22 protein-coding genes and 1 pseudogene are annotated in these 25,786 nt (G+C 37.4%); 14 read left to right on the top strand and 9 right to left on the bottom strand.

Annotated features, from left to right (window positions below; translation table 11 throughout):
• Positions 1-248: 248 nt before the first annotated feature.
• Both BR87_RS10385 and BR87_RS10390 read left to right on the top strand, forming a co-directional pair.
• Positions 249-1,628 (top strand): annotated as a pseudogene (locus tag BR87_RS10385) (sucrose-specific PTS transporter subunit IIBC); the annotation flags it as partial.
• Positions 1,629-1,666: 38 nt separating this feature from the next.
• A complete protein-coding gene (locus BR87_RS10390) occupies positions 1,667-3,049 on the top strand; it encodes a glycoside hydrolase family 32 protein (protein WP_035031831.1) in 1,383 nt (460 codons plus the stop codon).
• 51 nt (positions 3,050-3,100) lie between these two features.
• On the opposite strand, the gene BR87_RS10395 is transcribed toward BR87_RS10390, so the two are convergent.
• Positions 3,101-4,066, bottom strand: a complete 966-nt coding sequence (locus BR87_RS10395) for an asparaginase (protein ID WP_035031834.1) — start codon at positions 4,064-4,066, stop codon at positions 3,101-3,103.
• 86 nt (positions 4,067-4,152) lie between these two features.
• Positions 4,153-4,770, bottom strand: a complete 618-nt coding sequence (locus tag BR87_RS10400; RefSeq protein ID WP_035031836.1) for an MBL fold metallo-hydrolase — start codon at positions 4,768-4,770, stop codon at positions 4,153-4,155.
• Positions 4,771-5,111: 341 nt separating this feature from the next.
• On the opposite strand from BR87_RS10400, the gene BR87_RS10405 reads away from it, so the two are divergent.
• A complete protein-coding gene (locus BR87_RS10405; RefSeq protein ID WP_035031838.1) occupies positions 5,112-6,560 on the top strand; it encodes a DEAD/DEAH box helicase in 1,449 nt (482 codons plus the stop codon).
• Between the two features lie 19 nt (positions 6,561-6,579).
• On the top strand, positions 6,580-6,750 hold the full coding sequence (locus tag BR87_RS13085; protein WP_156959115.1) for a hypothetical protein: 171 nt from the start codon (positions 6,580-6,582) through the stop codon (positions 6,748-6,750).
• A gap of 86 nt (positions 6,751-6,836) precedes the next feature.
• Here the strand turns inward: BR87_RS13085 and BR87_RS10410 are convergent, their stop codons facing one another.
• Together BR87_RS10410 and BR87_RS10415 are read right to left on the bottom strand one after the other, a co-directional pair.
• Entirely contained in the window at positions 6,837-8,465 is a 1,629-nt protein-coding gene (locus tag BR87_RS10410; RefSeq protein WP_035031840.1) for an ABC-F family ATP-binding cassette domain-containing protein, read from the bottom strand.
• A gap of 218 nt (positions 8,466-8,683) precedes the next feature.
• Positions 8,684-9,721, bottom strand: coding sequence for a hypothetical protein (locus BR87_RS10415; RefSeq protein WP_035031842.1), 1,038 nt, complete (start codon positions 9,719-9,721; stop codon positions 8,684-8,686).
• Between the two features lie 153 nt (positions 9,722-9,874).
• Here BR87_RS10415 and BR87_RS10420 point away from each other — a divergent pair, with 153 nt between their 5' ends.
• The 4 genes from BR87_RS10420 to BR87_RS10435 all read left to right on the top strand — a co-directional run bounded on the left by BR87_RS10420 (position 9,875) and on the right by BR87_RS10435 (position 13,865).
• On the top strand, positions 9,875-10,837 hold the full coding sequence (locus BR87_RS10420; protein ID WP_035031844.1) for a phosphoglycerate dehydrogenase: 963 nt from the start codon (positions 9,875-9,877) through the stop codon (positions 10,835-10,837).
• A 560-nt stretch (positions 10,838-11,397) separates the two neighbouring features.
• Positions 11,398-12,276, top strand: coding sequence for a transporter substrate-binding domain-containing protein (locus tag BR87_RS10425; RefSeq protein ID WP_035031847.1), 879 nt, complete (start codon positions 11,398-11,400; stop codon positions 12,274-12,276).
• A gap of 30 nt (positions 12,277-12,306) precedes the next feature.
• Complete coding sequence (locus tag BR87_RS10430; protein WP_051929831.1) at positions 12,307-13,167, top strand: transporter substrate-binding domain-containing protein; 861 nt, start codon at positions 12,307-12,309, stop codon at positions 13,165-13,167.
• Positions 13,168-13,184: 17 nt separating this feature from the next.
• Positions 13,185-13,865, top strand: coding sequence for an amino acid ABC transporter permease (locus BR87_RS10435; RefSeq protein WP_035031850.1), 681 nt, complete (start codon positions 13,185-13,187; stop codon positions 13,863-13,865).
• A gap of 219 nt (positions 13,866-14,084) precedes the next feature.
• Here BR87_RS10435 and BR87_RS10440 read toward each other — a convergent pair whose 3' ends face one another.
• Complete coding sequence (locus BR87_RS10440) at positions 14,085-15,050, bottom strand: LacI family DNA-binding transcriptional regulator (protein WP_244877081.1); 966 nt, start codon at positions 15,048-15,050, stop codon at positions 14,085-14,087.
• Positions 15,051-15,217: 167 nt separating this feature from the next.
• On the opposite strand from BR87_RS10440, the gene brnQ reads away from it, so the two are divergent.
• Both brnQ and BR87_RS10450 read left to right on the top strand, forming a co-directional pair.
• A complete protein-coding gene (gene brnQ / locus BR87_RS10445; protein ID WP_035031871.1) occupies positions 15,218-16,579 on the top strand; it encodes a branched-chain amino acid transport system II carrier protein in 1,362 nt (453 codons plus the stop codon).
• Positions 16,580-16,680: 101 nt separating this feature from the next.
• The gene (locus BR87_RS10450) at positions 16,681-17,442 is read left to right on the top strand and encodes a MerR family transcriptional regulator (protein WP_035031874.1); all 762 of its coding nucleotides are present in this window, start codon (positions 16,681-16,683) and stop codon (positions 17,440-17,442) included.
• A gap of 151 nt (positions 17,443-17,593) precedes the next feature.
• Here BR87_RS10450 and BR87_RS10455 read toward each other — a convergent pair whose 3' ends face one another.
• The gene (locus tag BR87_RS10455; protein ID WP_035031876.1) at positions 17,594-18,073 is read right to left on the bottom strand and encodes a nucleoside 2-deoxyribosyltransferase; all 480 of its coding nucleotides are present in this window, start codon (positions 18,071-18,073) and stop codon (positions 17,594-17,596) included.
• Positions 18,074-18,243: 170 nt separating this feature from the next.
• Here BR87_RS10455 and BR87_RS10460 point away from each other — a divergent pair, with 170 nt between their 5' ends.
• From BR87_RS10460 to BR87_RS10475, 4 genes are all read left to right on the top strand, one after another.
• A complete protein-coding gene (locus BR87_RS10460; protein WP_226799755.1) occupies positions 18,244-19,404 on the top strand; it encodes a 3D domain-containing protein in 1,161 nt (386 codons plus the stop codon).
• A gap of 15 nt (positions 19,405-19,419) precedes the next feature.
• A complete protein-coding gene (locus tag BR87_RS10465; RefSeq protein WP_035031880.1) occupies positions 19,420-19,692 on the top strand; it encodes a hypothetical protein in 273 nt (90 codons plus the stop codon).
• Between the two features lie 175 nt (positions 19,693-19,867).
• Complete coding sequence (uvrC, locus tag BR87_RS10470; protein WP_035031883.1) at positions 19,868-21,640, top strand: excinuclease ABC subunit UvrC; 1,773 nt, start codon at positions 19,868-19,870, stop codon at positions 21,638-21,640.
• Between the two features lie 192 nt (positions 21,641-21,832).
• On the top strand, positions 21,833-22,960 hold the full coding sequence (locus BR87_RS10475; RefSeq protein WP_035031886.1) for a cation:proton antiporter: 1,128 nt from the start codon (positions 21,833-21,835) through the stop codon (positions 22,958-22,960).
• A gap of 63 nt (positions 22,961-23,023) precedes the next feature.
• On the opposite strand, the gene BR87_RS10480 is transcribed toward BR87_RS10475, so the two are convergent.
• The 3 genes from BR87_RS10480 to BR87_RS10490 form a co-directional block, all read right to left on the bottom strand.
• Entirely contained in the window at positions 23,024-23,380 is a 357-nt protein-coding gene (locus BR87_RS10480) for an iron-sulfur cluster biosynthesis family protein (protein ID WP_035031889.1), read from the bottom strand.
• Positions 23,381-23,525: 145 nt separating this feature from the next.
• On the bottom strand, positions 23,526-24,257 hold the full coding sequence (locus BR87_RS10485; protein ID WP_035031892.1) for an amino acid ABC transporter ATP-binding protein: 732 nt from the start codon (positions 24,255-24,257) through the stop codon (positions 23,526-23,528).
• Positions 24,250-25,704 carry an amino acid ABC transporter substrate-binding protein/permease gene (locus tag BR87_RS10490; protein ID WP_035031895.1) on the bottom strand — a complete coding sequence of 485 codons (1,455 nt, stop codon included), beginning with the start codon at positions 25,702-25,704 and terminating at the stop codon, positions 24,250-24,252. The genes BR87_RS10485 and BR87_RS10490 overlap by 8 nt, the downstream gene beginning before the upstream one ends.
• Between the last annotated feature and the right edge of the window lie 82 nt (positions 25,705-25,786).

Here is a 25,786-nt window from a genome sequence, read left to right on the forward strand (position 1 = left end):
TTTTTACTGCCTTGACGGTCTAATAAGTAGACCAGCTAAAACAGAGGCGCGTTTGCTCTTTTGCATACTACTCAACTTCCATGTTGCGCTCCAGGTCGTATTTTCTAAATTTCTTTCGATCTGGAGCGGGCTTGTCCCACTTTTCTTATTTCTAATCAATTAGTACTGGACAAATAATATAAAAACGGTTACAATAAAAACAGAACCGGTTCCGAATATTGACGGACCAGTAAAAGGAGGAAATAAAAATGACAGAAAATCAAAGAATTGCTCAAGAAGTTATTGCTGCAGTGGGCGGAAAAGAAAATATCCATTCCGTTGCTCATTGTGCCACTCGCTTGCGTATTATGGTCAACAAAGAAGAAGAGATAGACAAAGAAGCGGTAGAAAATATTCAGAAAGTAAAAGGGGCCTTTTTTAATTCAGGACAATTTCAAATTATTTTTGGAACCGGTACCGTTAATAAAATATATGAAGAAGTAGTTGGATTAGGTGCTTCTGGAGGATCAACTGCTGAAATGAAACAAGAGACCAAAAAACAAGGAAATGTATTCCAACGAATGATTCGTACTTTTGGAGACGTATTTGTTCCCATCATTCCTGTATTGGTTGCGACTGGGTTATTTATGGGCTTGCGCGGTCTATTGACACAAGAACAAGTTTTGGCAATTTTTGGAATGGCGCCCACAGACATTAGTGCCAACTTTTTAATGTATACAGAAGTATTAACCGATACAGCTTTTGCTTTCTTACCGGCATTGGTTGCCTGGTCTTCGTTTAAAGTATTTGGCGGATCACCTGTTATTGGGATTGTTTTAGGATTGATGCTAGTTAATCCGGCTCTTCCGAATGCTTATGAAGTAGCAGCGGGTACGGCAAATCCCATCACAATGTTTGGCTTTATCCCAGTAGTTGGTTACCAAGGAACTGTTTTGCCTGCTTTTATCGCTGGTTTTGCAGGGGCCAAATTAGAAAGATGGATTCGGAAATATGTTCCAGAGTATTTAGATTTACTACTGACGCCTTTCTTAACGCTTTTGATTATGAGTATGTTATCGTTATTTGCAATAGGTCCCGTTTTCCACTCATTAGAAGAAGTCGTCTTAAACGCGACTGTTTGGGCGTTAGGATTGCCGTTTGGTTTAGCAGGGTTGATCATTGGCGGATTAAATCAAATTATTGTTGTGACAGGTATTCACCATTTGTTTAACTTCCTAGAAATTCAATTATTGGCAAATACTGGAGTAAATCCATATAACGGAATCATTACTGCCAGTGTTGCTGCACAAGGCGGAGCTTCTTTAGCTGTAGCCATGAAAACGAAATCTAAAAAATTAAAAGCATTGGCTTATCCTTCTACATTATCAGCCTTTCTTGGCATCACAGAGCCAGCTGTTTTCGGAGTGAATTTGCGTTATGTTAAACCGTTTATTTTTGGTTTAGTAGGCGGAGCAGCAGGAGGTTTCTTTGGAAATATTATTGGTTTAGAAGCAACAGGGATGGCTGTAACGGTTATTCCAGGAACTTTGCTTTATTTAAACGGCCAAATTCTGTGGTATTTGTTGACGAATGTGATCGCCATTGCAGTAGCTTTTGTCTTAACTTATTTATTTGGTTATAGCGACAAAATGAAAAAAGAAATAGAAGCTTGAAAGGAAGTTTAAGCATGACACGTACTAAAAATAGGGGGCAATATGATCTGGGATACCACATTACGCCGCCCAAAGGATTACTAAATGACCCCAATGGACTGGTTCAATTCAAAGGAGTGTATCATGTCTTTTATCAATGGAACCAAAATGATACGACCCATAATACCAAAAGTTGGGGACACGTCACTTCAACGGACTTGGTTCACTGGACTGAACAGCCAGTAGCTTTGGAGCCGGTTGATTGGTTTGATAAAAATGGCTGTTATTCCGGCAGTGCCATAGCATTTGAAAATAAGCTCTATTTATTTTATACCGGAAATGTTCGAAATGGACTAAATGAACGCGAAAGCTACCAATGTTTAGCTGTTTCAGAAGACGGCATCCATTTTGAAAAGAAAGGTCCCATTTTGAATCAACCAAAGGGGTACACGGCACATATAAGAGATCCAAAAGTGTGGCAAGGAAAGAATAATGACTGGTGGATGGTGTTAGGTGCTCAAAAAGAAGAGTTAACAGGCGATGCTTTGGTTTACCATTCGGATAATTTAATGGATTGGATACTCAAAGGTTCGCTTTTGGATGAGGAATTTGATTTCGGGTTTATGTGGGAATGTCCGGATTTAGTCCAATTCAATCAAAAATCAGCATTTATTTTTTCTCCTCAAGGGTTGCTGGCTAAAGGCGATGAATTTAATAATCTTTACCACTCCGGTTATTTAACAGGAGTGTTTACAGAAGCTGGCAAGTTTTTAATTGATCAACAGCCTTTTAAAGAATTGGATAGAGGATTTGAATTTTATGCTCCGCAAACGTTTCAAGATGATAAAGGCCGACAAATTCTTTTTGGATGGATGGGCGTAATGGAACCAGAAGTTGAAGCGGCTGTGCCGACTGTTCAAGATGGCTGGATCCATAATTTGACCATTCCTAGAGAACTAAAGTATAGTGATGGACAGCTAAAACAGCAGCCAGTAGCAGAATTGAGGCAACTAAGACAGGGCTCGCCGTTGATCATGGAAGGAAAGGCCGAAGCTTCTCTGCAGCTGCCTACATTTCAAAATGAAATTCTGGTAGAGTGGAGAAAAACAGCCGGTTCATTCAAGCTTCAGATAAGGAAGAATAGTAGCATTGAATACGATGCACGGCTAAACCGAGTGGAAGTTTCACGTTTAAATTGGTTGACTGGTAAGAGAGAAACGCGAGCAGTTACGTTGAAGAACCCGTTAACGCAGCTTCATTTGTTTCTTGAAAGTTCCTCATTAGAACTCTTTGTAAATAAAGGGGAAGAGGTCTTCTCGTTGCGGTATTTCCCGGAACCAGAAGCAAAGACAATGGATATATCTGCGTGTGAAACAGGTAAAGAACCTCACATCACATTGTATACATTAGAAAATTGATCTAAAAAAGCTCCATGGTCTCTGGTACTAGAGACCATGGAGCTTTTTTAGTTAAAAATATTGAGCAATTTCCTCAAGGTTTTGTGTTTTATTTAGAGCGACCATTAACTTGATTCGAGCTTTAGGGCCAGTTAGACCATTGGTGAAAATAACGCCTGCTTCACTTAATTGTTTGCCGCCACCTAAATAATCATAGACATCTTGAGCAATTCCGTTAAAAGAGCGTGAAACCAAAACAACAGGAATATTCCGGTCTAAAATACGCTGCAATGCTGGCAGAGTCGCTGGCGGTAAATTTCCGGCACCAAGGGCTTCTATGACCAGTCCATCGGTTTGGTCATTGTTTAATGCATCAAATAAAACGCCATCCATTCCAGAGTAGGCCTTTAAAAGATAAACAGCTTTATCCACAGTTGAAATCTCAAATTTTTCTTCAGCAATCAGTTTTTGGAAAAAAAGAACTTCATTTTTAGAAATAAGGCCGATCGGTCCAAAAGTAGGTGTTTGGAAAGTTGCAACATTTGATGTATGTGTTTTTGTCACATAGCGGGCTGTATGGATCTCGTCATTCATAACCACCAAGACACCTTTATTTTGTGCCTCATCTGTTAGGGCAACCCAAACAGCGCTTTGAAAGTTGTAAAGACCATCCGATCCAATTTCATTGCTGGAACGCATTGCACCGGTGATGACGATGGGCACTTGGTGGTCCAGTGTCAAATCTAAAAAGTAAGCTGTTTCTTCAAGTGTATCGGTTCCATGTGTAATAACTACTCCATCAGCTTCTTTCGATAGTATGGCTTTTTCAATCCGGTTTTTTAGCAACAACATTTCTTTGGGTGTAATATGCGGAGAAGGAAGCTGAAAAAAATCTTCCACGATCAGATGAGCTTCATGATCAAACAAATGACTGTGTTTTTGTAAAGGATTTTCTGCATTTGGGCGTACTTTACCCGTCGTTTGATCTTCGCTCATCGCAATGGTTCCTCCGGTGTGCAAAACTAGAATGGTTTTCATTTAAAATGCCTCCTTATTCATAATAAAAACACTGCTAAATGAAGGTTTTAGCAGTGTACTTGATTCGTTCACGACTGACTCTTTAATTAATTGAAGAAAGGGTTCGTTAATTTTTCGTCTCCAATAGTTGAAGCATCGCCGTGTCCTGGATAAATCTGCATTTCGTCTTCTAAAGTAAAGAGCTGCTCACGGATTCCTTCCAGCAATGCTTCATGATCGCCACCAGGCAAATCAGTACGACCTACGCTGCCTTGAAATAAAGCATCTCCTGTGATAACGAAGTCTTCAAAAATAAAACTGACCCCTCCAGGCGAATGCCCTGGTGTCGGAACGACTCTGAATGACAAGCCGCCTATAGTGTAATCTCTCATCATCTCAAATTCAAAATCAGCCGATTGTGCGATAACCGGTTTGCCTCCATGAACAGAAAGATTTAGCTCTGGATTGCTAAGCCAATCTTTTTCTAAAGAACTAACATATACAGGAACATTGTATGTTGTACGCGTTTCTTCTAAAGCTCCGATATGGTCATAATGACAATGAGTTAGCAAAATAGCGACAGGAGTGACTTGCAGATCCTCAATAGTTTGCATGATTTTTGGGAAGTCATCGCCTGGATCAACGATCAAAGCAGTGACATCTTCATAAATAAGATAACAATTTTCTTCAATAGCGCCTGTTACGATACGTTTGACTTCAACCATTTTTTCTCCACCTTCTCTTTTCTATTTAAGACCAGTATACTCGAAATCAAGGATAAATCAAAAATTCCTCCATCCAGGATGAATACCAGCTATTTTGCTGAAATCAAAATAAGAATCAGCACTTTTCAAGAGCGGAACAAGCAGACTGAAAAAATTCGTATTCTTTTCTTATGTATTATTTACGGATTTTTCTAAAACGATTCAGGAAAACAGACGAATCGTTTGAAAAGAGCTTTTAAATTAAAAATTGTGAGAGTCTGCTAAAATAAAGAAGCAAAAAGCTATATTTCAAGTGAAATCCTGTTATACTAATAAAAATAAAACGAGTGAGTGAGGCTATTATGAAAAAGAATACATTTGAAGAATTTGGTATTGGAGAAGAACTGATAACAGCATTAGAAAGTTTGCGTTATTTTAAACCGACTAAAGTTCAAAAAGAAGTCCTGCCGTTGGCTTTAGCAGAAAAAGATGTGATTGTTGAATCACAAACAGGCAGCGGGAAAACCGTGAGCTTTGGGATCCCCTTATGCGAAAATGTGATATGGGAAGAAAACAGACCTCAAGCTCTTGTTTTAGTACCTACAAGAGAATTAGCATTGCAAGTAAAAGAAGACATTACGAATATTGGCCGTTTAAAACGCATCAAAGTAACTTCAGTCTTTGGCAAAGCTTCTTTTGACAAGCAAAAGTCTGAGTTAAAACAAAAGAGCCATATTGTAGTAGGAACGCCTGGTCGTGTCTTGGACCATTTGCAAAAAGGAACGATGAAAGTGGATAAATTGCGTTATTTAGTAATTGATGAAGCGGATGAGATGCTGAATATGGGGTTTATTGACCAAATGGCAGCTATTATCGAGTTCTTGCCAGCAGAACGACAAACACTCTTGTTCTCGGCTACAATGCCGCCAGAGATAGAACGTTTGGCTAGTTTCTATATGAAAGCTGACAGAGTAGCTATCAAAATCGAAATGACTGAACAATCAAGACCTAAAATCGTGCAATCGTATCTTAAAGTCGAATCTGAGAAAAAGGAACAGCAGTTGTTGGATTTATTGATTGTTGAGAATCCTGATAGTTGCATGATCTTCTGCAATACTCAAGAAGCTGTGAATCGGTTGTATACCTTCTTAAACAAAGCGGGTCTGCCAATCGATAAAATTCATGGCGGCATGATACAAGAAGACCGATTTGAGGTAATGGATGATTTCAGAAAAGGGAAGTTCCGTTATTTAGTCGCAACAGATGTAGCGGCTCGGGGAATCGACATCGATAATGTGACACATGTCATCAATTACGATGTGCCCGTAGAAAAAGAAAGCTTCGTTCATCGAACAGGACGAACTGGACGTGCTGGGAAGACAGGAGTAGCATTGACGCTGGTCACTCCAAAAGAAAGACCGTGGTGGCAAGAAGTTAGAGCGTATGTGCAACAAGAAATTTCTGAAATCACTGCTCCAAATGCTCGTGTTGTACAAAGCCATAAATCGGCGTTTGAAAAGAAACTTCAAGAACGGCTGGTTGTGAAAAGAGCGCGTAATAAAGAGTTGAATCAAGGCATTACAAAAATTTATTTTAACGGCGGGAAAAAGAAAAAACTTCGCGCAGTAGACTTTGTTGGGACATTGACGAATATCCCAGGAATCAATGCAGACGATATCGGTATTATCACCATTCAAGAAAATGTTACCTATGTAGAGGTATTGAATGGGAAAGGTCCTCGAGTCATTGAAGAAATGAAAGACCGAACCGTTAAAGGAAAAAAATTGAAAGTCCATAAAGCAAATAAATAAAAAACGTTTAAAAGCAAAAATGAATGAAAATTTGCTGGAACAGGTTGTTTCAAAAGAATACTTTATAGTAGATGATCCCTTTATCCAGCATAATCCTATTGATCCGCAACTTATGATAGAAGGTACGACTATTCATAAAATGACGATCCAAGAATTTTCAGATTGGGATTGGTCAAATGAGCAGATGTAAAATGTTCTAAATATAAAATAAAACTAGCTGAACTCTTCATATATTCATGAAGTAGTTCAGCTAGTTTTTTGTCTTAATTAAGGTTGTTATTCTGCGTATAGTTTTTTGATTTGCGCTTGGACATCTTTATTTTCTAAGAACTCTTCGTAAGTGGTATCTGCACGATCAACGATACCGTTTGGAGTGATCTCAATAATACGGTTTGCAACAGTTTGAATAATTTGGTGGTCATGAGATGAGAACAAAATAGCGCCTTTAAATGTCATTAAACCATCGTTTAAAGCAGTAATAGATTCCAAGTCTAAGTGATTTGTCGGATCATCTAAAACCAACACATTGGCTTTGCTCAACATCATTTTAGATAGCATGCAACGAACTTTTTCTCCTCCAGAAAGAACGCCTACTTCTTTTAAGACATCTTCTCCAGAGAACAACATACGGCCTAAGAAACTGCGTAAGAAAGTATTATCGCTTTCTTCTTTTGAAGCAAATTGACGCAACCAATCCACGATAGTAAGGTGGTTTTCTTCAAATTCCGAACTTGTATCTTTTGGCAGATACGTTTGAGAAGTAGTGACGCCCCATTTATAAGTTCCTGAATCAGGTTCCATTTCGCCCATTAAAATTTTGAAAAGCGTGGTGATAGCTAATTCGCTATGACTGCTGAATCCCACTTTGTCTTCTTTATTTAATGTAAAGCTGATGTTGTTCAGTACTTTTTTACCATCAATGGTTTTTGTTAAGTTTTCTACACGCAACAAATCATTACCGATTTCACGTTCTGGAGTGAAACCAACAAAAGGATAACGGCGCGAAGATGGTTGGATATCGTCCAAAGTGATTTTTTCCAACGTCTTTTTCCGAGAAGTGGCTTGTTTCGATTTAGAAGCATTTGCGCTAAACCGGGCAATAAAGTCTTGTAACTCTTTGATTTGATCTTCTTTTTTTGCATTTGCATCAGCGGCCAATTTGCTGGCTAATTGACTAGATTCTAACCAGAAATCGTAGTTGCCAAGGTAAAGTTTGATTTTGCCAAAGTCAACATCGGCCATATGTGTACAAACTTTATTTAAAAAGTGACGGTCATGGGATACGACAATAACGGTATTAGGGAAGTTGATTAAAAATTCTTCTAACCATTCAATCGATGTCTTATCTAAACCGTTTGTCGGCTCATCTAATAGCAAGACATCCGGTTTTCCAAATAAAGCTTGTGCAAGTAAAACTTTTACTTTTTGTCCGCCGGCTAATTCGCTCATTTTAGCATAATGCAGCTCTTCCGGAATTCCTAGGCCCTGTAGTAAAACAGCAGCTTGAGGTTCAGCTTCCCAGCCGTCAAGTTCAGCGAATTCGCCTTCCAATTCGGCAGCACGAATGCCGTCTTCATCAGTGAAATCTTCTTTCATATAGATTTCATTTTTTTCTTGCATGATTTGGTATAACCGCTCATGTCCCATGATAACGGTGTTCAAAACGGTGTGTTCTTCATAGCCGTAGTGGTTTTGGCTTAAAGTAGCCAATCGTTCATCCGGTCCTAAAGCAATATTTCCCGTTGAAGGAGCAATTTCACCGGATAAAATTTTTAAAAATGTGGATTTACCGGCACCATTTGCACCGATCAGTCCATAACAATTGCCGGGGGTAAATTTAAGATTGACTTCATCAAATAATTTGCGATCAGAAAATTCTAAACTAACATTAGATACTGTAATCATTTAAGTTGCTTACCTCTATTCTATAGTATATCTAAACTATTTTAACATGAAGAGAGTGAAATTGCGATGCCAAATAGTCTATTCTCATGATTCTACCAGCATTATAGCGGTTATAGAGCCAGCTTTCAATGGCTAACCTCTTTTGAAAAGGATTTCAAAATAGTTTGCAGAGAAACAGCCGATAAAAAAACAGTTTTCTGTTTTTTGCCGGCTGTTGTTTATCTTGTGACTTCTGTAAATAGATACAAAACTAACTGGTCGGAAAATAAAAGGTGCAATTGGTTACGATAATTATGAGTACGGGTATAGATCCGTCTTTTTTTTATATCTAGTAAAGAACACGTTAGCAAAGTTTGATTTTGAAAAGAAACGAGTAAATCTTGTTCTGCTTCTTGAACGAGCAAGCGATCTAAATCAGTGACTTGATTTTTCGCAGCAGAATGAGCTGCATGTGCTAATTGGATAGATGGAGAGCGGTAAAGAGGGTCTTTTTTTAAAGTCCGTTTGTCTGTTTCATAAGCAAATAAGTAGCCATCATCCATAGAAGGTTCGCTGAGAGACAAAGCTAACGGCAATTCTTGAATACGTACAGGAATAATCGTATTATCTATCACTGTTTTTTCTTCAACGAATGTTATGATACCTTTTTGTACTTTAAAGTGTAGAAGAGCTGCATTTTGCGAATTATTTTTCTCGTATCGGATCAAGTCATGTTGATTCCATTCCGTTTTACTGGTTTCATTTGCCGATAATTGTATCAAACGGGGTGTTAAATGTGTAATGGTTGATCGAAATAAATAGTGAGTTGAAGCTAAGTATTCATATAATCCTTTTTCTCTTGCAGCTAAAGCCATCCGTCCAGTTGCAGAAAGATTGATCTGAAAAACAACGAGCGGAGAAATTTGTTCTTTTTTAGCATTTTTTTGAGTTAAAGAAAAACGATAAAATCCGCTTGGATCAGAAAAGTATAACATATGGTCGAAAATTGCACTGTCGTAAATGGGTTCTGTAAAGGAAATGACCCGTTCTTTAAAAGGTTCTAGTTCATCCAAATGAACCGTTAATTGCTCTGCAGGCTGAGGTTCAAAATAAATCGGCCGTTCTACAAAAGCCAATTGTTTCATCCATTTGTTCCAGTCATAAACCAGTAAATCATTTTGTTCAGTCCATAGATAAAACTTTCCGCTATAAAGTTGAAAATCTTGAAAAGTACCTTTGATGGTGATTTTTGTTGTTAATAGATGTTCATTGTCCATTTTTACACCCCTTTTGTGACCGATCTCTTTACTTTCTATTGTAACATGTTCACAGAAGGGATGGAAAAAGATGCACATAATGAATTTGGTTTACTTGGTTATTCATCTACAAAATGAGATAATGAAAAAAATACAACTAGAGGAGGCAATACAATGACAAAAAAAGGTATTTGGTTAGCATGTGAAACAACTAAAGATCAAATTGAAACGATAAAGAAAATAGCGCCTGATTACGAAGTGATTGAAGGATGGAAAGACACTGCTTTTGATTTTCCATTAGAAGACATTGAAATTATCTATGGATGGAAAGGCCAAAAAAGTGATGAATTATTAAAAAAAGAAAATAGCCGAATAAAGTGGATTCAAGGCAAAGCAGCCGGTGTGGACTTTTTAGATTTAGCTAGTCTCAAGGAAAAAGGAGTGCTGTTAACGAATGGCAGCGGCATTCACAGTATACCGATTGCCGAATCGGTTTTTGGCATGTTGTTGGCTTATACAAGAGGCATCCAGACATCGGTCAAAAGTCAATTGACTAATACATGGAATCAAGTAGAAAGTTTAATAGAGTTGCATGAAAAAACCATTATGATCGTCGGTACAGGAAAAATTGGCAAAGAAGTCGGCCGGTTGGCACAAGCGTTTAATATGAAAACGATTGGTGTAAATAGCAGTGGGCATGAAGCAGATTATATGGATCAAGTTATTTCCCAAGACGAGTTGGTTAAGCATCTCAAAGATGCTGATATAGTTGTTAATATATTGCCCTTAACCGATAAAACTACTTCCTTTTTCAATGACCAAGTTTTCAATGCTATGAAAAAAGATACCTTATTTTTAAATGTTGGACGGGGACCCTCTGTAGACACAGCCAGTTTGTTGAGAGCTTTAGATACAGGAAAAGTAGCGTTTGCTGGATTAGATGTTTTTGAAAAGGAACCGCTTGAAGCTGACAGTCCTTTATGGGAATACGAAAATGTGTTGATCACAGCTCATATTTCTGGAATAGCTGAACATTTTAAAAAGCGGTTATTCGCTATTTTTGAGAAAAACTTGAAAGCTTATATAGCTGGAGAAGAACTACCTGAAAACTTGATTGATTATAAAAAAAGCTACTGATTTCGTAAATAAATATTTTAAACCGTATCCAACTTGTCGCAAATTGGATACGGTTTTTTTAATGATTAGTATAAAAATATGAAGGACTATGAAAAGGTACATTCTTTATAGCCATTTATGTTGTTTGGTGACTAAAGGAGGAAATATTTGATAGGAGTTTGTCTAGCGACCAAACAGAGCAGTAAAAAGAAACGAAGTGTCTACTAGAGACGGTCTAGCGACCAAACAGAGCAGTAAAAAGAAACGAATTGTCTACTAGAGTTGAACTAGTGATAAAAAAAGGAAGAAAATTAAAGTAGGAGCATTTCAGCCAAAACAAACGCATTGCGCTTTTTCTTATATGCTATCATTTTTATAACAGATAAGTGAACTGTTTCTTTTTAATAAAAACAATAATGTTCTTAAACAGAGACGGAAAAACTCCTTGTTTAAAGCGATCCTGTCCGATTGTGTGATCAGAAAGAATGAATTTTATTCTAAATTACAAGTTTTTTTGACTACAGAAGTAGCAGTTGTTACTATATCTGAGAAGATAAAAGAACAAAAAAGGAGTTTTAGCTGTGTTCAACTATAAAAAAATAGCGGGTATAGGTTTTGCTTTATTGTGTCTGTTGGTTGTATTGACAGCTTGTGGAAGCAATCAGAAGTCACAAGTAAAAGAAAAGCAAGGAGAAACAACAACTTGGGATAAAGTGAAAGAAAAAGGTAAATTAACGGTCGCAACATCAGGGACACTTTTCCCCAGTTCTTTTCATGAAGGAGAAGATAATGAATTGACCGGGTATGAAGTTGAAGCAGTGAATGAAATTGGCCGACGCTTAGGAGTTGAGATTGAATTTGTTGAAATGGGCGTTGACGGTATGCTGACGGCTATCAATAGTGGACAAGTAGATGCAGCTGCAAATGGATTTGACATTACAGAGAAACGGTTAGAAGATTATACTTTTTCTGAACCTTACAAGTATTCATTTGGCGGAATCGTTGTGCGAGCTTCAGATCATTCTGGGGTTGAATCATTAGAAGATTTAAAAGGTAAAAAATCAGCAGGCGGAGCAACGACGATTTACATGCAGATTTCTGAAAAATTTGGTGCAGAACCGGTTGTTTACGACAATGCGACGAATGATGTGTTTTTCCGGGACGTGGCTAGCGGCCGGACCGATGTAATCTTAAATGATTTTTATGTTTCTAACACAGCAGTTAACAAATTTAAAGATTTGGGAGTAGAAATGTCAGATATTTACTACAATCCGACATCTGCTGGAATAGTGATGAAAAAAGATGATGGATCGATTAAAAAAGCGATTGATACAGCTCTTAAAGAAATGCAAGAAGATGGTACATTGACTAAACTGTCAAAAGAATTCTTTGCAGGAGAAGATGTCTCGACAGCAATTGAAAATGCCGATGAACTGCCAGTGATAGAGTTAGATAAATAAAAAACAACATGGGATAAGGGGTTTTGCTTTGTGTTAAAAAAGAAATTGGGATTAGGATTGGTAGCTATTATTGGTTTATCTTTAGCAGCGTGTAGTTCTGGAAACACCGCATCAGATAAATCCTCTTCAAGTGAAACAGCTTGGGAAAAAATTGAAGATCGAGGAACGTTGAAAGTAGCAACTTCTGGTACTCTTTATCCAAGTTCTTTTCATGAATCTGAAACAGATAATTTAACCGGTTATGAAGTTGAAGTCATTCGCGAAGCTGCAAAAAGATTGAATTTGGAAGTGGAATTCACTGAAATGGGTGTGGATGGCATGTTAACATCTGTTAATAGCGGGGCAATTGATGTAGCGGCCATGGGAATTGACCGTGATGGAGAAAACGCGGATAAATACAATTATACGATCCCTTATAAATATTCTTTTGGTTCAATGGTAGTAAGAGAATCCGATGACTCTAGCATTGAAAAATTAGAAGATTTAAAAGGAAAAAAAGCAGCGGGTGCTGCTACAACTTCTTATATGAAAGTAGCACGACACTATGGAGCAGAAGAAGTCATTTACGATAACGCGACAAATGATCAATACCTAAGTGACGTAGCGAACGGACGGACAGATGTGATTTTGAATGACTATTATTCGCAAAAATTGGCTGTAGCTGCTTTGCCGGAGATTCCCGTAAAAGTCCACGATATTTTTTATAATCCATCTGAAACCAATTATGCTATTAAAAAGGGAAACGATGTATTAACTAAAAAATTGGACACTGCTCTAGAAGATATGAAAGCAGATGGAACCATGCCAAAACTGTCAGAACAATTTTATGATGGCGCAGATGTAACGGAACAAATTGATTATGATTTTCCTAAAATTGATTTATCGGAATAGAAGGCAGGTGCAAATAAATGTTTGGAGTTCAATGGCAATATGTTTTTGATCCTGCTTTAGCTGTGGATAGTTTGCCTTATGTCTTGAAAGGATTAGGCTATACCATAGGAATTTCGGTGTCTAGTATGATCATTGGAACCTTATTAGGCTTCATTTTAGCTATTATGCGGATGTCTTCTTTTAAACTGTTTTCAGTTCTTGCAAGAATTTATATTTCTTTTATGCGGGGAACTCCAACATTGGTTCTTTTATTTATTCTTTATTTTGGTTTTCCATTTATCGGAATTCAGTTTGAAGCAGTCAACGCCGCAATTATTGGATTTAGCGTAAGTTCTAGTGCGTATATTGCTGAAATCTTGCGTTCAACATTGGCTTCAATCGATAAAGGCCAATGGGAAGCAGCTTATGCATTGGGCTTAAAATGGTCTTTTATTATGCGGAAAGTAATTGTTCCGCAAGCCATGCGTGTAGCCGTTCCGCCACTCAGCAATGTTTTATTAGATTTGATCAAAGGAACAGCTTTAGCAGCTATGATCACTGTACCGGAAATCTTTCAACAAGCTAAAATTGTGGGCGGCCGTGAATTTGATTATATGACGATGTATATTTTAGTTGCTTTAGTGTATTGGGCAGTCTGCAGTGCCTTTACGGTATTCCAAAATTATCTTGAAAAAAAGATGGCTATTTATACAACTTAGTGCAGCAAAAGAAACTTGTATGTATTTGGTTTGACTGCGGAATTTTCGATCAATGATTACCTAATTTAGACAAGTCTCTTCTATAAGACAAAGAGCTTGTCTATTTTTGTACCTAGATAGAAGAACTGCCGTTGAAACAGACCTAGTTTGCCTTAAAAATGAGAAACGGAGTCGAACTCTTGCTAAACAGAGTAGTGAGAGCCTATCCATCCCATCTTGTTAATTGTTAGTTGTTTTACGCGGAATCAATTGAAAAGCCAAAGGTTCTACATGCACTTCTCTTTGAGTCAGCTGATGGTAAATCAAAGCAAAAGCGTTTTTAGCCTGTTTGGCGACAGGATAATCTATTGTGGAGATATCAAGTAAGCGAGAAATCTCAATATTGTCAAAACCAATTACTGAAAAATCCTCTGGCAAATGACACCCTAAACGCTGTGCTTGAGTTACAAGTCCCGCAGCGACAGAATCAGTACTGGTCATAAAAGCATCTGGTTTAACGGATTGCTCTAGCCACCATTGCGCGACTCGTTCGCCATCCTTACTTGTATTTAACCCCATAAATAAATCAGCCGGATGGGCAGGTAAGCGATAACGCTTGCAAAAGTCTTCATAAGCTTTGATTCGGCTTTTTGTATTTAAGCCTTGAATATTGCTATATAAATTCACGATCGACCGGCATCCGCTAGCATACAAATGCTCTAAGCCTAGTGTATAGGCGTGGTATTGATCCATATAAACAGAAGCAATATGGTCTGAATCAACCCGTTGCCATGTAACAATTGGCCCGTACTTAGTATACGGTTCGATAACTGACCAATCATTGAGACGAATCAATAAAAAAATACCGTCCAAACGTTTTCCGCGCAGCATTTCTAAAACATCCAGTTCTTTTTGTTTGTCTTGATCTGTAATGTAAAAAGTCACTGTGTATCCTTCTTGTTGAGCGGCCAATGTAAAACTGCGTACAAGGATCATCATAGTGTCTGAAAAGTTGGGAGCAACAATACCTAATGTTTTACTTGAACCGGTTTTTAAAGAAACGGCTTGGCTATTCGGCACATAATCCATTTGCTGAATAGCTGATTCTACTTTTTTTCGTGTCGCGCTGCTGACATACCCGCTTTGATTGATAACACGCGAAACAGTAGCTGAAGAGACACCAGCTTTTTTTGCAATATCTTGCATGTTAGACAACGTATACTCACCCCCTAGTTAGTTACTCACTCGTTTTAGTATACCAAATACCTATTTTTAAAAGTAGTGTGCTTCAAAAAGCAATTTGGTTCTTGAAGTGATACATAAAAAACGTTATAGTCAAAACTAAGTAAAATGCAATTAGAAAGGAATCCCTTATGGAAAAAAAATTATCGCTATCATCTTATCTTTATATCGGTTCAATGCTCTTTGGCTTATTCTTTGGAGCTGGAAACTTGATTTTCCCAGTTCATATGGGACAGCTGGCAGGAGCTAACGTCAGCTGGGCTACATGGGGATTCTTATTGACAGGTATTGGTCTCCCGTTTTTAGGAGTTGTGGCGATTGGTGCCTCCAACAGCAATGGATTATTTGAATTATCTAGTCGTGTACACCCTTACTATGGATACTTTATGACGATTGCTCTTTATCTGACGATCGGACCGTTTTTCGCATTGCCGAGAACTGGAACAGTATCTTATGAAATCGGCTTGTCGCCTTATATTAGCAGTCAATATCAAACGTTGGGACTGGCTATTTTCACCTTGCTGTTTTTTGGAGCAGCCTTGCTGTTTTCGTTGAAACCAACAAAAATTTTAGTTTATGTAGGAAAAGTATTAAATCCACTATTCCTGGTCTTTTTAGGTGTTTTAGTAGTGACTGCTTTTATGAAACCTTTAGGTGGAATTGCAGCCGCTCCTATTACAAGCGAATATGCAACGGCACCATTTGCCAGTGGTTTTAAGGAAGGCTACAACACTATGGACGCTTTAGCATCATTGGCTTTTGGCATTATTGTTGTTCAAACTATCAAAGGAATGGGCATTACTAAACCAGCTTCGATTGCAAAAGATACAATCAAGTCCGGCTTGGTCAGTCTTGTTTTAATGGGCGTTATCTATGGCAGCTTATCTTATCTTGGTACGATGAGCATCGGCCAGTTTCCGATTTCTGAAAATGGCGGAATAGCCTTAACGCAGATTGCGCGTTATTACTTCGGCTCGTTTGGCAGTGTCTTATTAGCCATTATCGTTACAGTCGCTTGTCTTAAAACGGCGATTGGGTTGATTACGGCTTGTGCAGAAACTTTCCGTGAAATGTTTCCGAATTCAATCAGTTATAAAGCTTATGTCATTCTTTTTAGCTCTGTCGCTTGTTTGGTTGGAAACTTCGGATTGACTAAGATTATTGCTTATTCTATACCGGTACTGATGTTCTTATACCCATTGGCGATCACATTGATTCTACTAGCCTTGCTTTCGCCTTTATTTAAAAATCGGCAAATCGTTTACGGGATGACCACTCTTTTGACTGTTTTTGTCAGTGTGGCTGATATGCTAAATGCCTTGCCAAATTCTATTCGTAACTTAGATGCGGTTCAATCCATTTTGAAATTTTACAGTCATTACTTGCCGTTTTTCGATAGCGGAATGGGCTGGATATTGCCAGCAGCGATTGGCTTGGCCCTTGGCTGGCTGATCAGTTTAATAACGAAACCTCATTCAAAAACGATCCATTGATTCTGGAAAACCGGCATTTTTTTGCCGGCTTTTTTTTATGCTCGACCTTGACGTTGCGTCAAGGTTTACACTAAGTCTAGTTAAGGGAAAGGAAAAATTGAATGGATTATACCGTCAATCAACTGAGTAAAGTTGCCGGAGTGAGCGGACGCACATTACGTTATTATGATCAAATTAGTTTATTAAAGCCAAAACGAGTAAGCTCATCTGGTTACCGCATTTACGGAACAGAAGAAGTAACCTTGTTGCAGCAAATATTATTTTATCGCAAGTTGGAAATGCCTTTAGAAGAAATCAAAGAAATTGTTTTAGCGGCTGATTTTGATCAAGAAAAAGCTTTATTACTGCATCAACAACGACTGGAAATGAAAAAAGCGCAATTAGATACATTGCTGGTAACGATTGAAAAAACCTTAGCAGACAAGAGAGGAGAAAGGAAAATGACGGATAACGAAAAATTCGAAGGATTTAAACAACGGCTGCTTGATGAAAATGAAACAACATATGGACAAGAAATTAGGGAAAAATATGGGGAAAAAGTTGTAGACCAATCCAATCAAAAAGTTGCCGGGATGAGTGAAGCACAATTTGCTGAATGGCAAGAATTAGATAAAGAGCTACAGCGAGAATTGGCAGCAGCTATGATGGACGGAGATGCTTCAAGTGATGCAGCACAACACGTTGCAGAATTACACAAAAAATGGTTGAGTTTTACTTGGTCAGACTATTCTCCAGAAGCTCATCGCAATTTAGCAGAGATGTATGTAAGCGATGAACGTTTCACAGCTTATTACGATGAACGAGCTGGTAAAGGAGCTGCTGCATTTTTAAGAAAGGCAATCAATCACTTTACTAAAAACTAGATTTTTAATAAAGAACAACATAAATAAGACAGAACAAGATTCTTTTGTTCTGTCTTATTTATACTTTATTTGTTCGTGAAATATGAAGTTTGGAGATTTATAAATTTTTTAAGCTTTTTTGTAACAACTATGTTACAAAAAGAGTTCTTTTTTAACAATAAGGCGTGATGGCTTTAAGTAGCTCAGCAGCAGTATTGACGATCGTTCCATTTGTTTTTACAATTCCCACTGTATATAAGTTGATATAAGAGAATTGAGATTCAGCAATTTCTTGAAGAGCTTCTAATTTTTTCTGATTGGTTGCACCTTGTTGTCTTGAATCGGTATATAACCCGACGATCGGAATGCCTGCTTGATAAGCAACACCAATTTCAGTAGCCACGCCTACATCAATAGCAGCTCCATCTAATACAGCAATCATAAAATCACAACTTAATAATTGGTCTGTATCCATTTTAGCAATCATGATAGAATCCGCATAGGCATTCTTATCATTGATTTCGGTTTGTTCTTGAGGTACATAAAGATCAAGTGCTGAAAACTTCTGCTTGATTTCCTTTACAAGGTAATCGTTGTACATAAGTTCCATTTCTGAAAATAAGGGGCTTGCAAAATACGCTTTTTTTGTCATTTTCTTTCCTCCTAATACGATTGTTACAAAAACAGTATACCTTAAATTGCATTTGTAACAAAAAGTAATTGATCCGAAATATAATATAGGATTTTATCCGTTATACTATGGAAGTGATAAATACAAAGGAAATTAAATGAAAAACGAAAAAAGAAAGGTGTTGTCAATTTTTGAAAATTGGTAAATTAGTCATAAGTTCAATGATGGCATTTTTATTGGTCAGTGTTATTCCGACTACTGCATTTGCATCGACGTTAGATGAGATTCAATCTCAGCAACAGGCAAAACAAGAAGAAATGGCAAAATTAGATGGCGAAGTTAATCAAACACTGGTTAAAGTAAATGAAAAAAATTCAGAACTTGAAAAACTAAAAGAAAAGATTGAAGAAAAAAAAGGAACGATCGAAAAAACAACAACCGAAATAAAAGAACAAGAAGAAGTTGTTGCTGCTCGCGTCGAACAAGCGAAAGAACGACTACAGACGATTCAAACTTCTGAAGTGAATCAAAACGTAATTGTTTCATTATTTGAATCAGAAAGTGTATCAGATTTATTTAATCGGGCTTATGTCTTAGCTACATTGCAATCAGCCGGAAATGATCAAGTTAATTTGGCAGAAAAAGAACAAATGAAGTTAGCAGACTTAAAAGAAAAATTGAATGATGAAGCTGTGGCATTAGAAAGCCAAACAGAAACAGCAGAAAAACAAAAAGCTGATCTAGATAAGCAAGTGGCAACTTTGCAAAAAACGATGGATGAGAATCAAGATATTCTAAATCAATTAGATAAAGAAAAAAGAGCAGAAGAAACAAGACTAGCAGAAGCAAAGAAAGCAGAAGAAGCAGCTGCTGCTGAAAAAGTAAAAGCAGCTCAAGCTTCAGCTAAAGCAGAAAAAGAAAAAGCGGTTCAAATTGCAGCTGCTCAAGAAAAAGAAACAGTAGAAGCTGCAGAAAAACCTGCAGAAAAAACCAAACCAGCTGCATCAACGAATTCAGCGAAATCAGAGACTGCAACTCAAACAGAACAACAACCTGCTCCTGCGACCGGAAAAACACTTGTTGTTTCCGCAACTGGCTATTCAACAGCTGAAGCAGGACTAAGCACGCATACAGCAACTGGAATTGATTTAACGAAAAACCCAAGAGTTATTGCTGTTGACCCACGTGTTATTCCTTTAGGTACTATGATCGAAGTACCAGGTTATGGTGTAGCAATTGCCGGAGATACTGGCGGAGCCATTAAAGGCAATAAAATTGATGTTCACTTTTCATCTGTTGCTGAAGCCAATGCTTGGGGCAGAAAAACGGTTACGATCAAATTATTGAATTAATCATAACATGAAGGAATGGTGAATGAATTGGCTGAACAAGTTAGTATCGACTTTTATCAAGATAAAGATGAAGCAGCTTTTTTAGAAGCTTGGGAAGTTAAGCACGGTCCAATCGACGATGAAGATATTGATGACTTATATCAAAAAATTGCTTTAGATATTCAAGAAAAAGTACAAAATAAAGAAGTGAAATTAGGCGAAAGCTACCGCTATCAAGATGTATTGGTAGGTTACTGCGATTACAGTTCATTCAACAATTTATTTTTATTTAGCCAAACAAAGAAATAAAGAGACTATTAAAAAATAACGATAATGCATTGCACCCTGAAAGTTAGAAAAAATCTAACTTTCAGGGTGTGTTTTTAGCATTTACACGGAAAAAATAAGCAGAAAACTTTACAATAGCACCAGGGGGTTGTAAAATAAGTACGTTTGGATTATGCATAAGGAATGGGAGTAAAAAATGACTAGTGAACATATTAATAATAAATTACTGTTGCTTCCTGATTTGCCTGGATGCTACTTAATGAAAAACAGTGAAAATGACATTATTTATATTGGAAAAGCTAAAAATTTAAAAAACCGAGTTCGCTCTTATTTTAGAGGAACCCATGAAGGCAAAACTGAATTGCTAGTGAAAGAAATCGTGGACTTCGAAACGATTATTACGGCAACCGATAAAGAATCTCTATTGTTGGAGATCACATTGATCAAGAAGCACCAACCTAAATACAATATCAAATTAAAACAAGGCACAAGTTATCCCTATTTAAAGATCACTAACGAACGAGATCCGCAATTGATTATCACCTCAGAAGTAAAAAAAGATGGCGGTATTTATTTTGGGCCTTATCCAAATGTTTATGCAGCGAGTGAGACGCAACACTTTATTCAAAAAATTTATCCACTCAGAAGATGCAATGGAAGTCAAAAGAGAGCTTGTTTATATTATCATATGGGTCAATGTTTGGGTCCTTGTGATCACGAGGTTCCTGTGGAAGAGTATAAAACGCAAATTGAAAACATCAAACGCTTTTTAAATGGAGACGTTAAAGAAGTAAAAAAAGAGCTGCGTGCTAAGATGATGCAAGCTGCTGCTGAGCAAGTCTATGAACGAGCAGCTGAATACCGCGACCAAATCCATTATATTGAAACAACAGTTGAAAGACAAAATATTATTACGAATGACTACACAACACGCGATGTGTTCAGTTTTTATATGAATAAAGGCTGGATTTCAATTCAAGTCTTTTTCATTCGCCAAGCTACGCTGATTAAACGAGAAGCTACGATCTTTCCTTGCTACGATTCTCCAGAAGAAGAATTAGCTTCTTATATTGTTCAATTTTATCAAGAGGAAAACCATCTTTTACCTAAAGAAATCCTTGTTCCGCAAGAAGTAGAAACAACTGTCTTAGCAGAAGTTTTAGGCATTGCTGTAAAAATCCCTGTTAGAGGCCGAAAAAAAGATATGCTGGATCTAGCTACTAAAAACAGCGAGATTGCTTTAAACGAGAAGTTTAAATTAATTGAGATGGATGACCGTAAAACAGTAGGGGCTGTAAAAGAATTATCAGAAGCAATGGGATTGCCGTATATCAAGCGGATCGAAGCTTTTGACCATTCGAACATCCAAGGAACAAATCCAGTTTCAGCAATGGTTTCTTTTAAAGATGGACAACCTGATAAAAGCAATTACCGTAAATACAAAATTAAAACGGTTCATGGCAGCAATGAAATGGCGACTACAGAAGAAGTAGTTCGCAGACGTTATGAGCGCCTTCTTAAAGAAAATAAACCATTGCCGGATTTGATTTTAATGGATGGCGGAAAAATTCAAGTAAATGCTGCTATCGACATTTTAGAAAATGAATTAGGATTGTCGATTCCCGTAGCTGGAATGGTCAAAGACAATAAGCACCGGACTTCTTCGTTGATTTTTGGAGAAGAACATGAAGAAATCAAACTGAAACCCACTAGCCAAGCGTTCTACTTAGTTCAGCGCGTTCAAGATGAAGTCCATCGCTTTGCTATTACGTTTCATCGTCAATTGCGCAGTAAAAATAGTTTATCTTCAAAATTAGATCAAATCGAAGGCGTTGGGCCAAAAACACGAACTAAAATTTTAAAACAATTTAAGTCATTGAAGAAAGCTAAAGAAGCCGACGTATCTGAATATAAAGCTTTAGGGATACCACTTAAAATAGCTGAAAGAATCAAAGAAGAATTAGATTAAAAACCGTTCATCCTGCAAAAACAGCAGGATGAATATTTTTTTAAAAAAATAATTATAACTATTTAATTTTTAAAGAAAATTATTATAAAAAACAGTATAATGGACTAGTTATTAAAAAATAGAAGGGAATTTGAGCGTTGCAAATGACCAACACTCTATTTTTTTATCTCAAAAAGTAGTAGGAGTGGATAAATGTTTATTTTACAGTTTTTAATTATTTTAATAGCTACAAAGTTAGCAGGGCAATTGAGCATCCGGTTGGGACAACCTTCTGTCTTGGGAAAAATCATTATCGGAATCATTATTGGACCAGCATTATTAGGCTGGATACAAGACACAGAAATCCTAAAAGTATTTAGTGACATCGGTGTGTTACTCTTGATGTTCTTGGCAGGTCTGGAGACCAATTTAACCGACTTAAATAAAAATAAGAAGTCTTCTATACTTGTAGCCTTTTTAGGAGTTTTATTTCCTATTTTTGGAGGATTTATCGGTGGATACGCTTATGGCTTATCTGTTCCGGAAGCCATTTTCCTAGGTCTGATTTTGTCGGCAACATCTGTCAGCATCTCAGTGCAAACGTTAAAAGAGCTGGGCTGGTTGCAAAGTAAAGAAGGTTCGACATTACTTGGTGCTGCCGTAATAGATGATATTGTGGTCGTTATTTTGCTGGCATTGGATATGAGTTTCTTTATGGGAACAAATGTTAATTTGGTTTCATTATTAGGGAAAATCGTTGCATTCTTTGTAGTGAGTCTTTTGATTTCAAAATGGATCGTTCCTACCTTTATCAGATTGTTTTCAAAACTAAAAGTAACTGAACCGTTATTAAGCGGAGCGTTGATCGTGTGCTTTGCGTTTGCCTTTTTTGCCGAATCTTTAGGAGTTGCAGGAATTATTGGGACATTTATTGCAGGGATTGCTGTTGGACAAACGAACTATAAGAAAGAAGTAGAAACAAAAATAGAATCTATAGCTTATGGTATTTTTGTTCCCATCTTTTTTGCAAGTATTGGTTTAGCCGTTTCGTTTAATGGGATCAAAGACCAATTAGCCTTCACCATTATTTTGTCAGTCGTTGCGATTGCTACAAAATTTGTGGGGGCAGGACTGGGTGCACGTTTATCCGGGTTCAATAACCGTTCTTCAATGGGGATTGGAGCAGGAATGATTTCACGAGGAGAAGTAGCGTTGATCGTGATTGCGATGGGATTAGAAAATAATCTGATTCCAATTGACTATTATACTCCTATGATCATTGTTGTTATCGTAACAACACTTGTAACGCCACCGCTGTTAAAACTATTTTTTAACAAATAAAATATGAAAATGAGAAGAGGTACAGAAGGAATGCATTCCTTTTGTACCTCTTCTTTTTAATAGTTAGTGTAAAGCCAAGAAAACAGAAGCGTCTGAGTCATCGGTGATCATCACATTTGGGTTGATCAATCCACCGGTTCCTCTTAAAATTAAAGCATGTTTTTCTTCGCTGAAATCTAACTTCATTTGTTCATCTAGAAAATCCAAACTCCACCCTTGAATAGGCAAATCGCCTAGTGTTGTTTTAATAGTAGCATCTACTTCAGGATTTTCTTTTTGTGTGATTTTTAAAGTGAAAATGCCGTTATTTCCGCAAATACAGCCAATGCGAGATTCATAATAGACAATTAATTTACCAGGTTTAAGGGCTTGAGCTGCAGCAATTCGTTGTTGTGCAGATTCAGTTATTTCTATAAACATACCAAACCAAACCTCCTTAGGATATAGTAACTTAATCATACCGCGGATAAACCAATTTATCCACTATCGGGTATAGGTTTAAAGGCGAATAAAAAAGTAAGACGCAAAAAACTGCCTGCTTTTCAACAGACAGTTTCCTTTCTATTTAGACAAGTACTTTATTTAAGAAATCCTGTGTACGGCTATGTGCAGGATGGTTGAATACTTCTTCAGGTGTACCTTCTTCGACAATATAACCGCCATCCATAAAAATAACGCGATCGGCCACTTCCTTAGCAAATCCCATTTCATGAGTAACGACCACCATTGTCATTCCTTGACGAGCTAAGAGCTGCATAACGGCTAATACATCTCCAACCATTTCAGGATCCAAAGCACTGGTCGGCTCGTCAAACAGCATGATATCAGGTTCCATCGCTAAAGCGCGTGCGATAGCGACACGTTGCTTTTGTCCTCCTGATAAAGAATTGGGATAATCATTCGCTTTTTCAGACAGCCCGACTGTTTCTAATAACTCTAGTGCTCTTTTTTTAATATCAGCCTCTTTTTTATTCTTTAATTCTTTAGGAGCTAAAGTAATATTTTCCAAGACAGTTAAGTGCGGAAACAAGTTAAAGTGTTGGAATACCATTCCGATATTTTCTCTTATTTTGTTGATATTTTGAGAAGAATCGTTTAGGTCATGATTATCGATGATAACTTTTCCGCCGGTAATATCTTCTAATTGGTTGAGACAACGTAAAAAGGTGCTTTTTCCTGATCCGGAGGGACCGATGATGCAAACAACTTCGCCTTCTTGGATTTCAACATTCAAGTCTTTTAAAACTTCTAATGAACCAAAGTTTTTTTTAAGATTCTCTACTTTTAATTTAGTCATTTTGTAATTTCCTTTCCAAATAATTTGAAAGTTTCGTTAAAATAGTGATCACGATCAGGTACATTAAAGCTACAACTAACCACATATTCCCAGATGAAAATGTGCGGGAAATAATAATTTTTCCGGTTTGAGTTAATTCGACTATCCCAATAACAGATAAGATAGAAGTATCCTTCAACGTAATAACAAACTGGTTGATAAATGATGGAATCATAATTTTGACAGCTTGAGGAAGAATAATTTTCCGCATAGAAAGATTGTACGGAAGCCCTAGACTCCGAGCTGCTTCTAGCTGGCCTTTATCGACTGCCAAAATACCTCCGCGTACGAGTTCAGCAATATAAGCCGCTGTATTCAAACTAAGAGTAATGATTCCGGCAATTGTCGCTGAAAGACGTAAATCAAGGAGTTGCGGAATGGAAAAGTAAACAAAGAAAGCCAAAACGATTAAAGGAATGCCACGAAATAAATCGACATAAAGCGAAGCGATCCAATTCAATCCTTTATTTGGCGAAGTGCTGAAAAGTCCTAATAGAACACCGACAATAGAAGCGATGACAAAAGCAGCCAATGTTAAGCCCAATGTACGGCCTAATCCTTTTATTAATTCACTGCTATTTTCTTTGATTAGTCCCAAAAAGCCGATGTTAGCAGCTGAGGCTGTAGAATTTTCGCCAATATAGGTATCTAAAATTTCCTGGTATTTGCCGTTAGCTCGGATATTGACCAAGCCGTTGTTGAACATTTCAATTAATTCAGGATTCATTCCTTTGTTTACTGCAAAACCATAATTGTCGCCTGGTTCTGGTTTAGTTGGGATTTTTAATTTTAAACGGTCGTTTTTAAGAGCGTAGGCCATAACAGGATAGTCTTCAAAAGCCGTATCTGAGTTGCCGGCTTGAACGTCTTCATACATATTAGCAGAATCTTCAAAAGTGTTTAGTTTAAAACCGTATTCTTTTTGAATGGATTCTGCAAAAGCTGAACCGGTCGTACCTGTTTTGACCGCAACTGTTTTGCCACTTAAATCTTGGTAGCTCGTAATGTCATCATTCGATGCAGCCACGGCCATGACTACACCACTTTCAAAGTAAGGCTCTGAGAAATCAAAAGTAGCTTTTCGCTCATCAGTAATACTCATCCCGGCAATCATACCATCGATTTGGTTCGATTCAAGTGCCTGCAAAGCTGCGCTGAATCCTAATGGTTTGAGTTCATATTCGAAGCCTTGGTCTTCAGCAATCGCATTTAATAAATCCATGTCGATTCCAATATATTTGCCGTCCGCATTTTGATATTCAAAGGGCGCAAAAGTAACGTCAGTTCCAATAAGGTATTTGCCGTCCGCTGTTTTTGCAGAAACACTTTGAGGCTGTAAAACAGAAAAAATAGTACCGATTAATAAAATTGCTGCTGTTAAAAATAGTAAACGATTGTGCTTATTCATAAATTTCCTCCTCCTATATAAGAATTTATTTTAATTTAACTTTAAAAGGATTGCAACCAGTATATCATCTGACTGTGTAAGA

The organism is Carnobacterium mobile DSM 4848, assembly GCF_000744825.1.
Taxonomy (GTDB): domain Bacteria; phylum Bacillota; class Bacilli; order Lactobacillales; family Carnobacteriaceae; genus Carnobacterium_A; species Carnobacterium_A mobile.

Bases quoted from the DNA above. Each gene is read 5' to 3' on its own strand.
- BR87_RS10435 (WP_035031850.1), top strand. From the start codon at position 13,185: ATGTTTGGAGTTCAATGGCAATATGTTTTTGATCCTGCTTTAGCTGTG.
- BR87_RS13085 (WP_156959115.1), top strand. From the start codon at position 6,580: ATGAATGAAAATTTGCTGGAACAGGTTGTTTCAAAAGAATACTTTATA.
- BR87_RS10395 (WP_035031834.1), bottom strand. From the start codon at position 4,066: ATGAAAACCATTCTAGTTTTGCACACCGGAGGAACCATTGCGATGAGC.
- brnQ (WP_035031871.1), top strand. From the start codon at position 15,218: ATGGAAAAAAAATTATCGCTATCATCTTATCTTTATATCGGTTCAATG.
- BR87_RS10475 (WP_035031886.1), top strand. From the start codon at position 21,833: ATGTTTATTTTACAGTTTTTAATTATTTTAATAGCTACAAAGTTAGCA.
- BR87_RS10420 (WP_035031844.1), top strand. From the start codon at position 9,875: ATGACAAAAAAAGGTATTTGGTTAGCATGTGAAACAACTAAAGATCAA.
- BR87_RS10440 (WP_244877081.1), bottom strand. From the start codon at position 15,050: ATGCAAGATATTGCAAAAAAAGCTGGTGTCTCTTCAGCTACTGTTTCG.
- BR87_RS10450 (WP_035031874.1), top strand. From the start codon at position 16,681: ATGGATTATACCGTCAATCAACTGAGTAAAGTTGCCGGAGTGAGCGGA.
- uvrC (WP_035031883.1), top strand. From the start codon at position 19,868: ATGACTAGTGAACATATTAATAATAAATTACTGTTGCTTCCTGATTTG.
- BR87_RS10490 (WP_035031895.1), bottom strand. From the start codon at position 25,704: ATGAATAAGCACAATCGTTTACTATTTTTAACAGCAGCAATTTTATTA.
- BR87_RS10455 (WP_035031876.1), bottom strand. From the start codon at position 18,073: ATGACAAAAAAAGCGTATTTTGCAAGCCCCTTATTTTCAGAAATGGAA.
- BR87_RS10465 (WP_035031880.1), top strand. From the start codon at position 19,420: ATGGTGAATGAATTGGCTGAACAAGTTAGTATCGACTTTTATCAAGAT.
- BR87_RS10480 (WP_035031889.1), bottom strand. From the start codon at position 23,380: ATGTTTATAGAAATAACTGAATCTGCACAACAACGAATTGCTGCAGCT.
- BR87_RS10405 (WP_035031838.1), top strand. From the start codon at position 5,112: ATGAAAAAGAATACATTTGAAGAATTTGGTATTGGAGAAGAACTGATA.
- BR87_RS10390 (WP_035031831.1), top strand. From the start codon at position 1,667: ATGACACGTACTAAAAATAGGGGGCAATATGATCTGGGATACCACATT.
- BR87_RS10400 (WP_035031836.1), bottom strand. From the start codon at position 4,770: ATGGTTGAAGTCAAACGTATCGTAACAGGCGCTATTGAAGAAAATTGT.
- BR87_RS10415 (WP_035031842.1), bottom strand. From the start codon at position 9,721: ATGGACAATGAACATCTATTAACAACAAAAATCACCATCAAAGGTACT.
- BR87_RS10410 (WP_035031840.1), bottom strand. From the start codon at position 8,465: ATGATTACAGTATCTAATGTTAGTTTAGAATTTTCTGATCGCAAATTA.
- BR87_RS10485 (WP_035031892.1), bottom strand. From the start codon at position 24,257: ATGACTAAATTAAAAGTAGAGAATCTTAAAAAAAACTTTGGTTCATTA.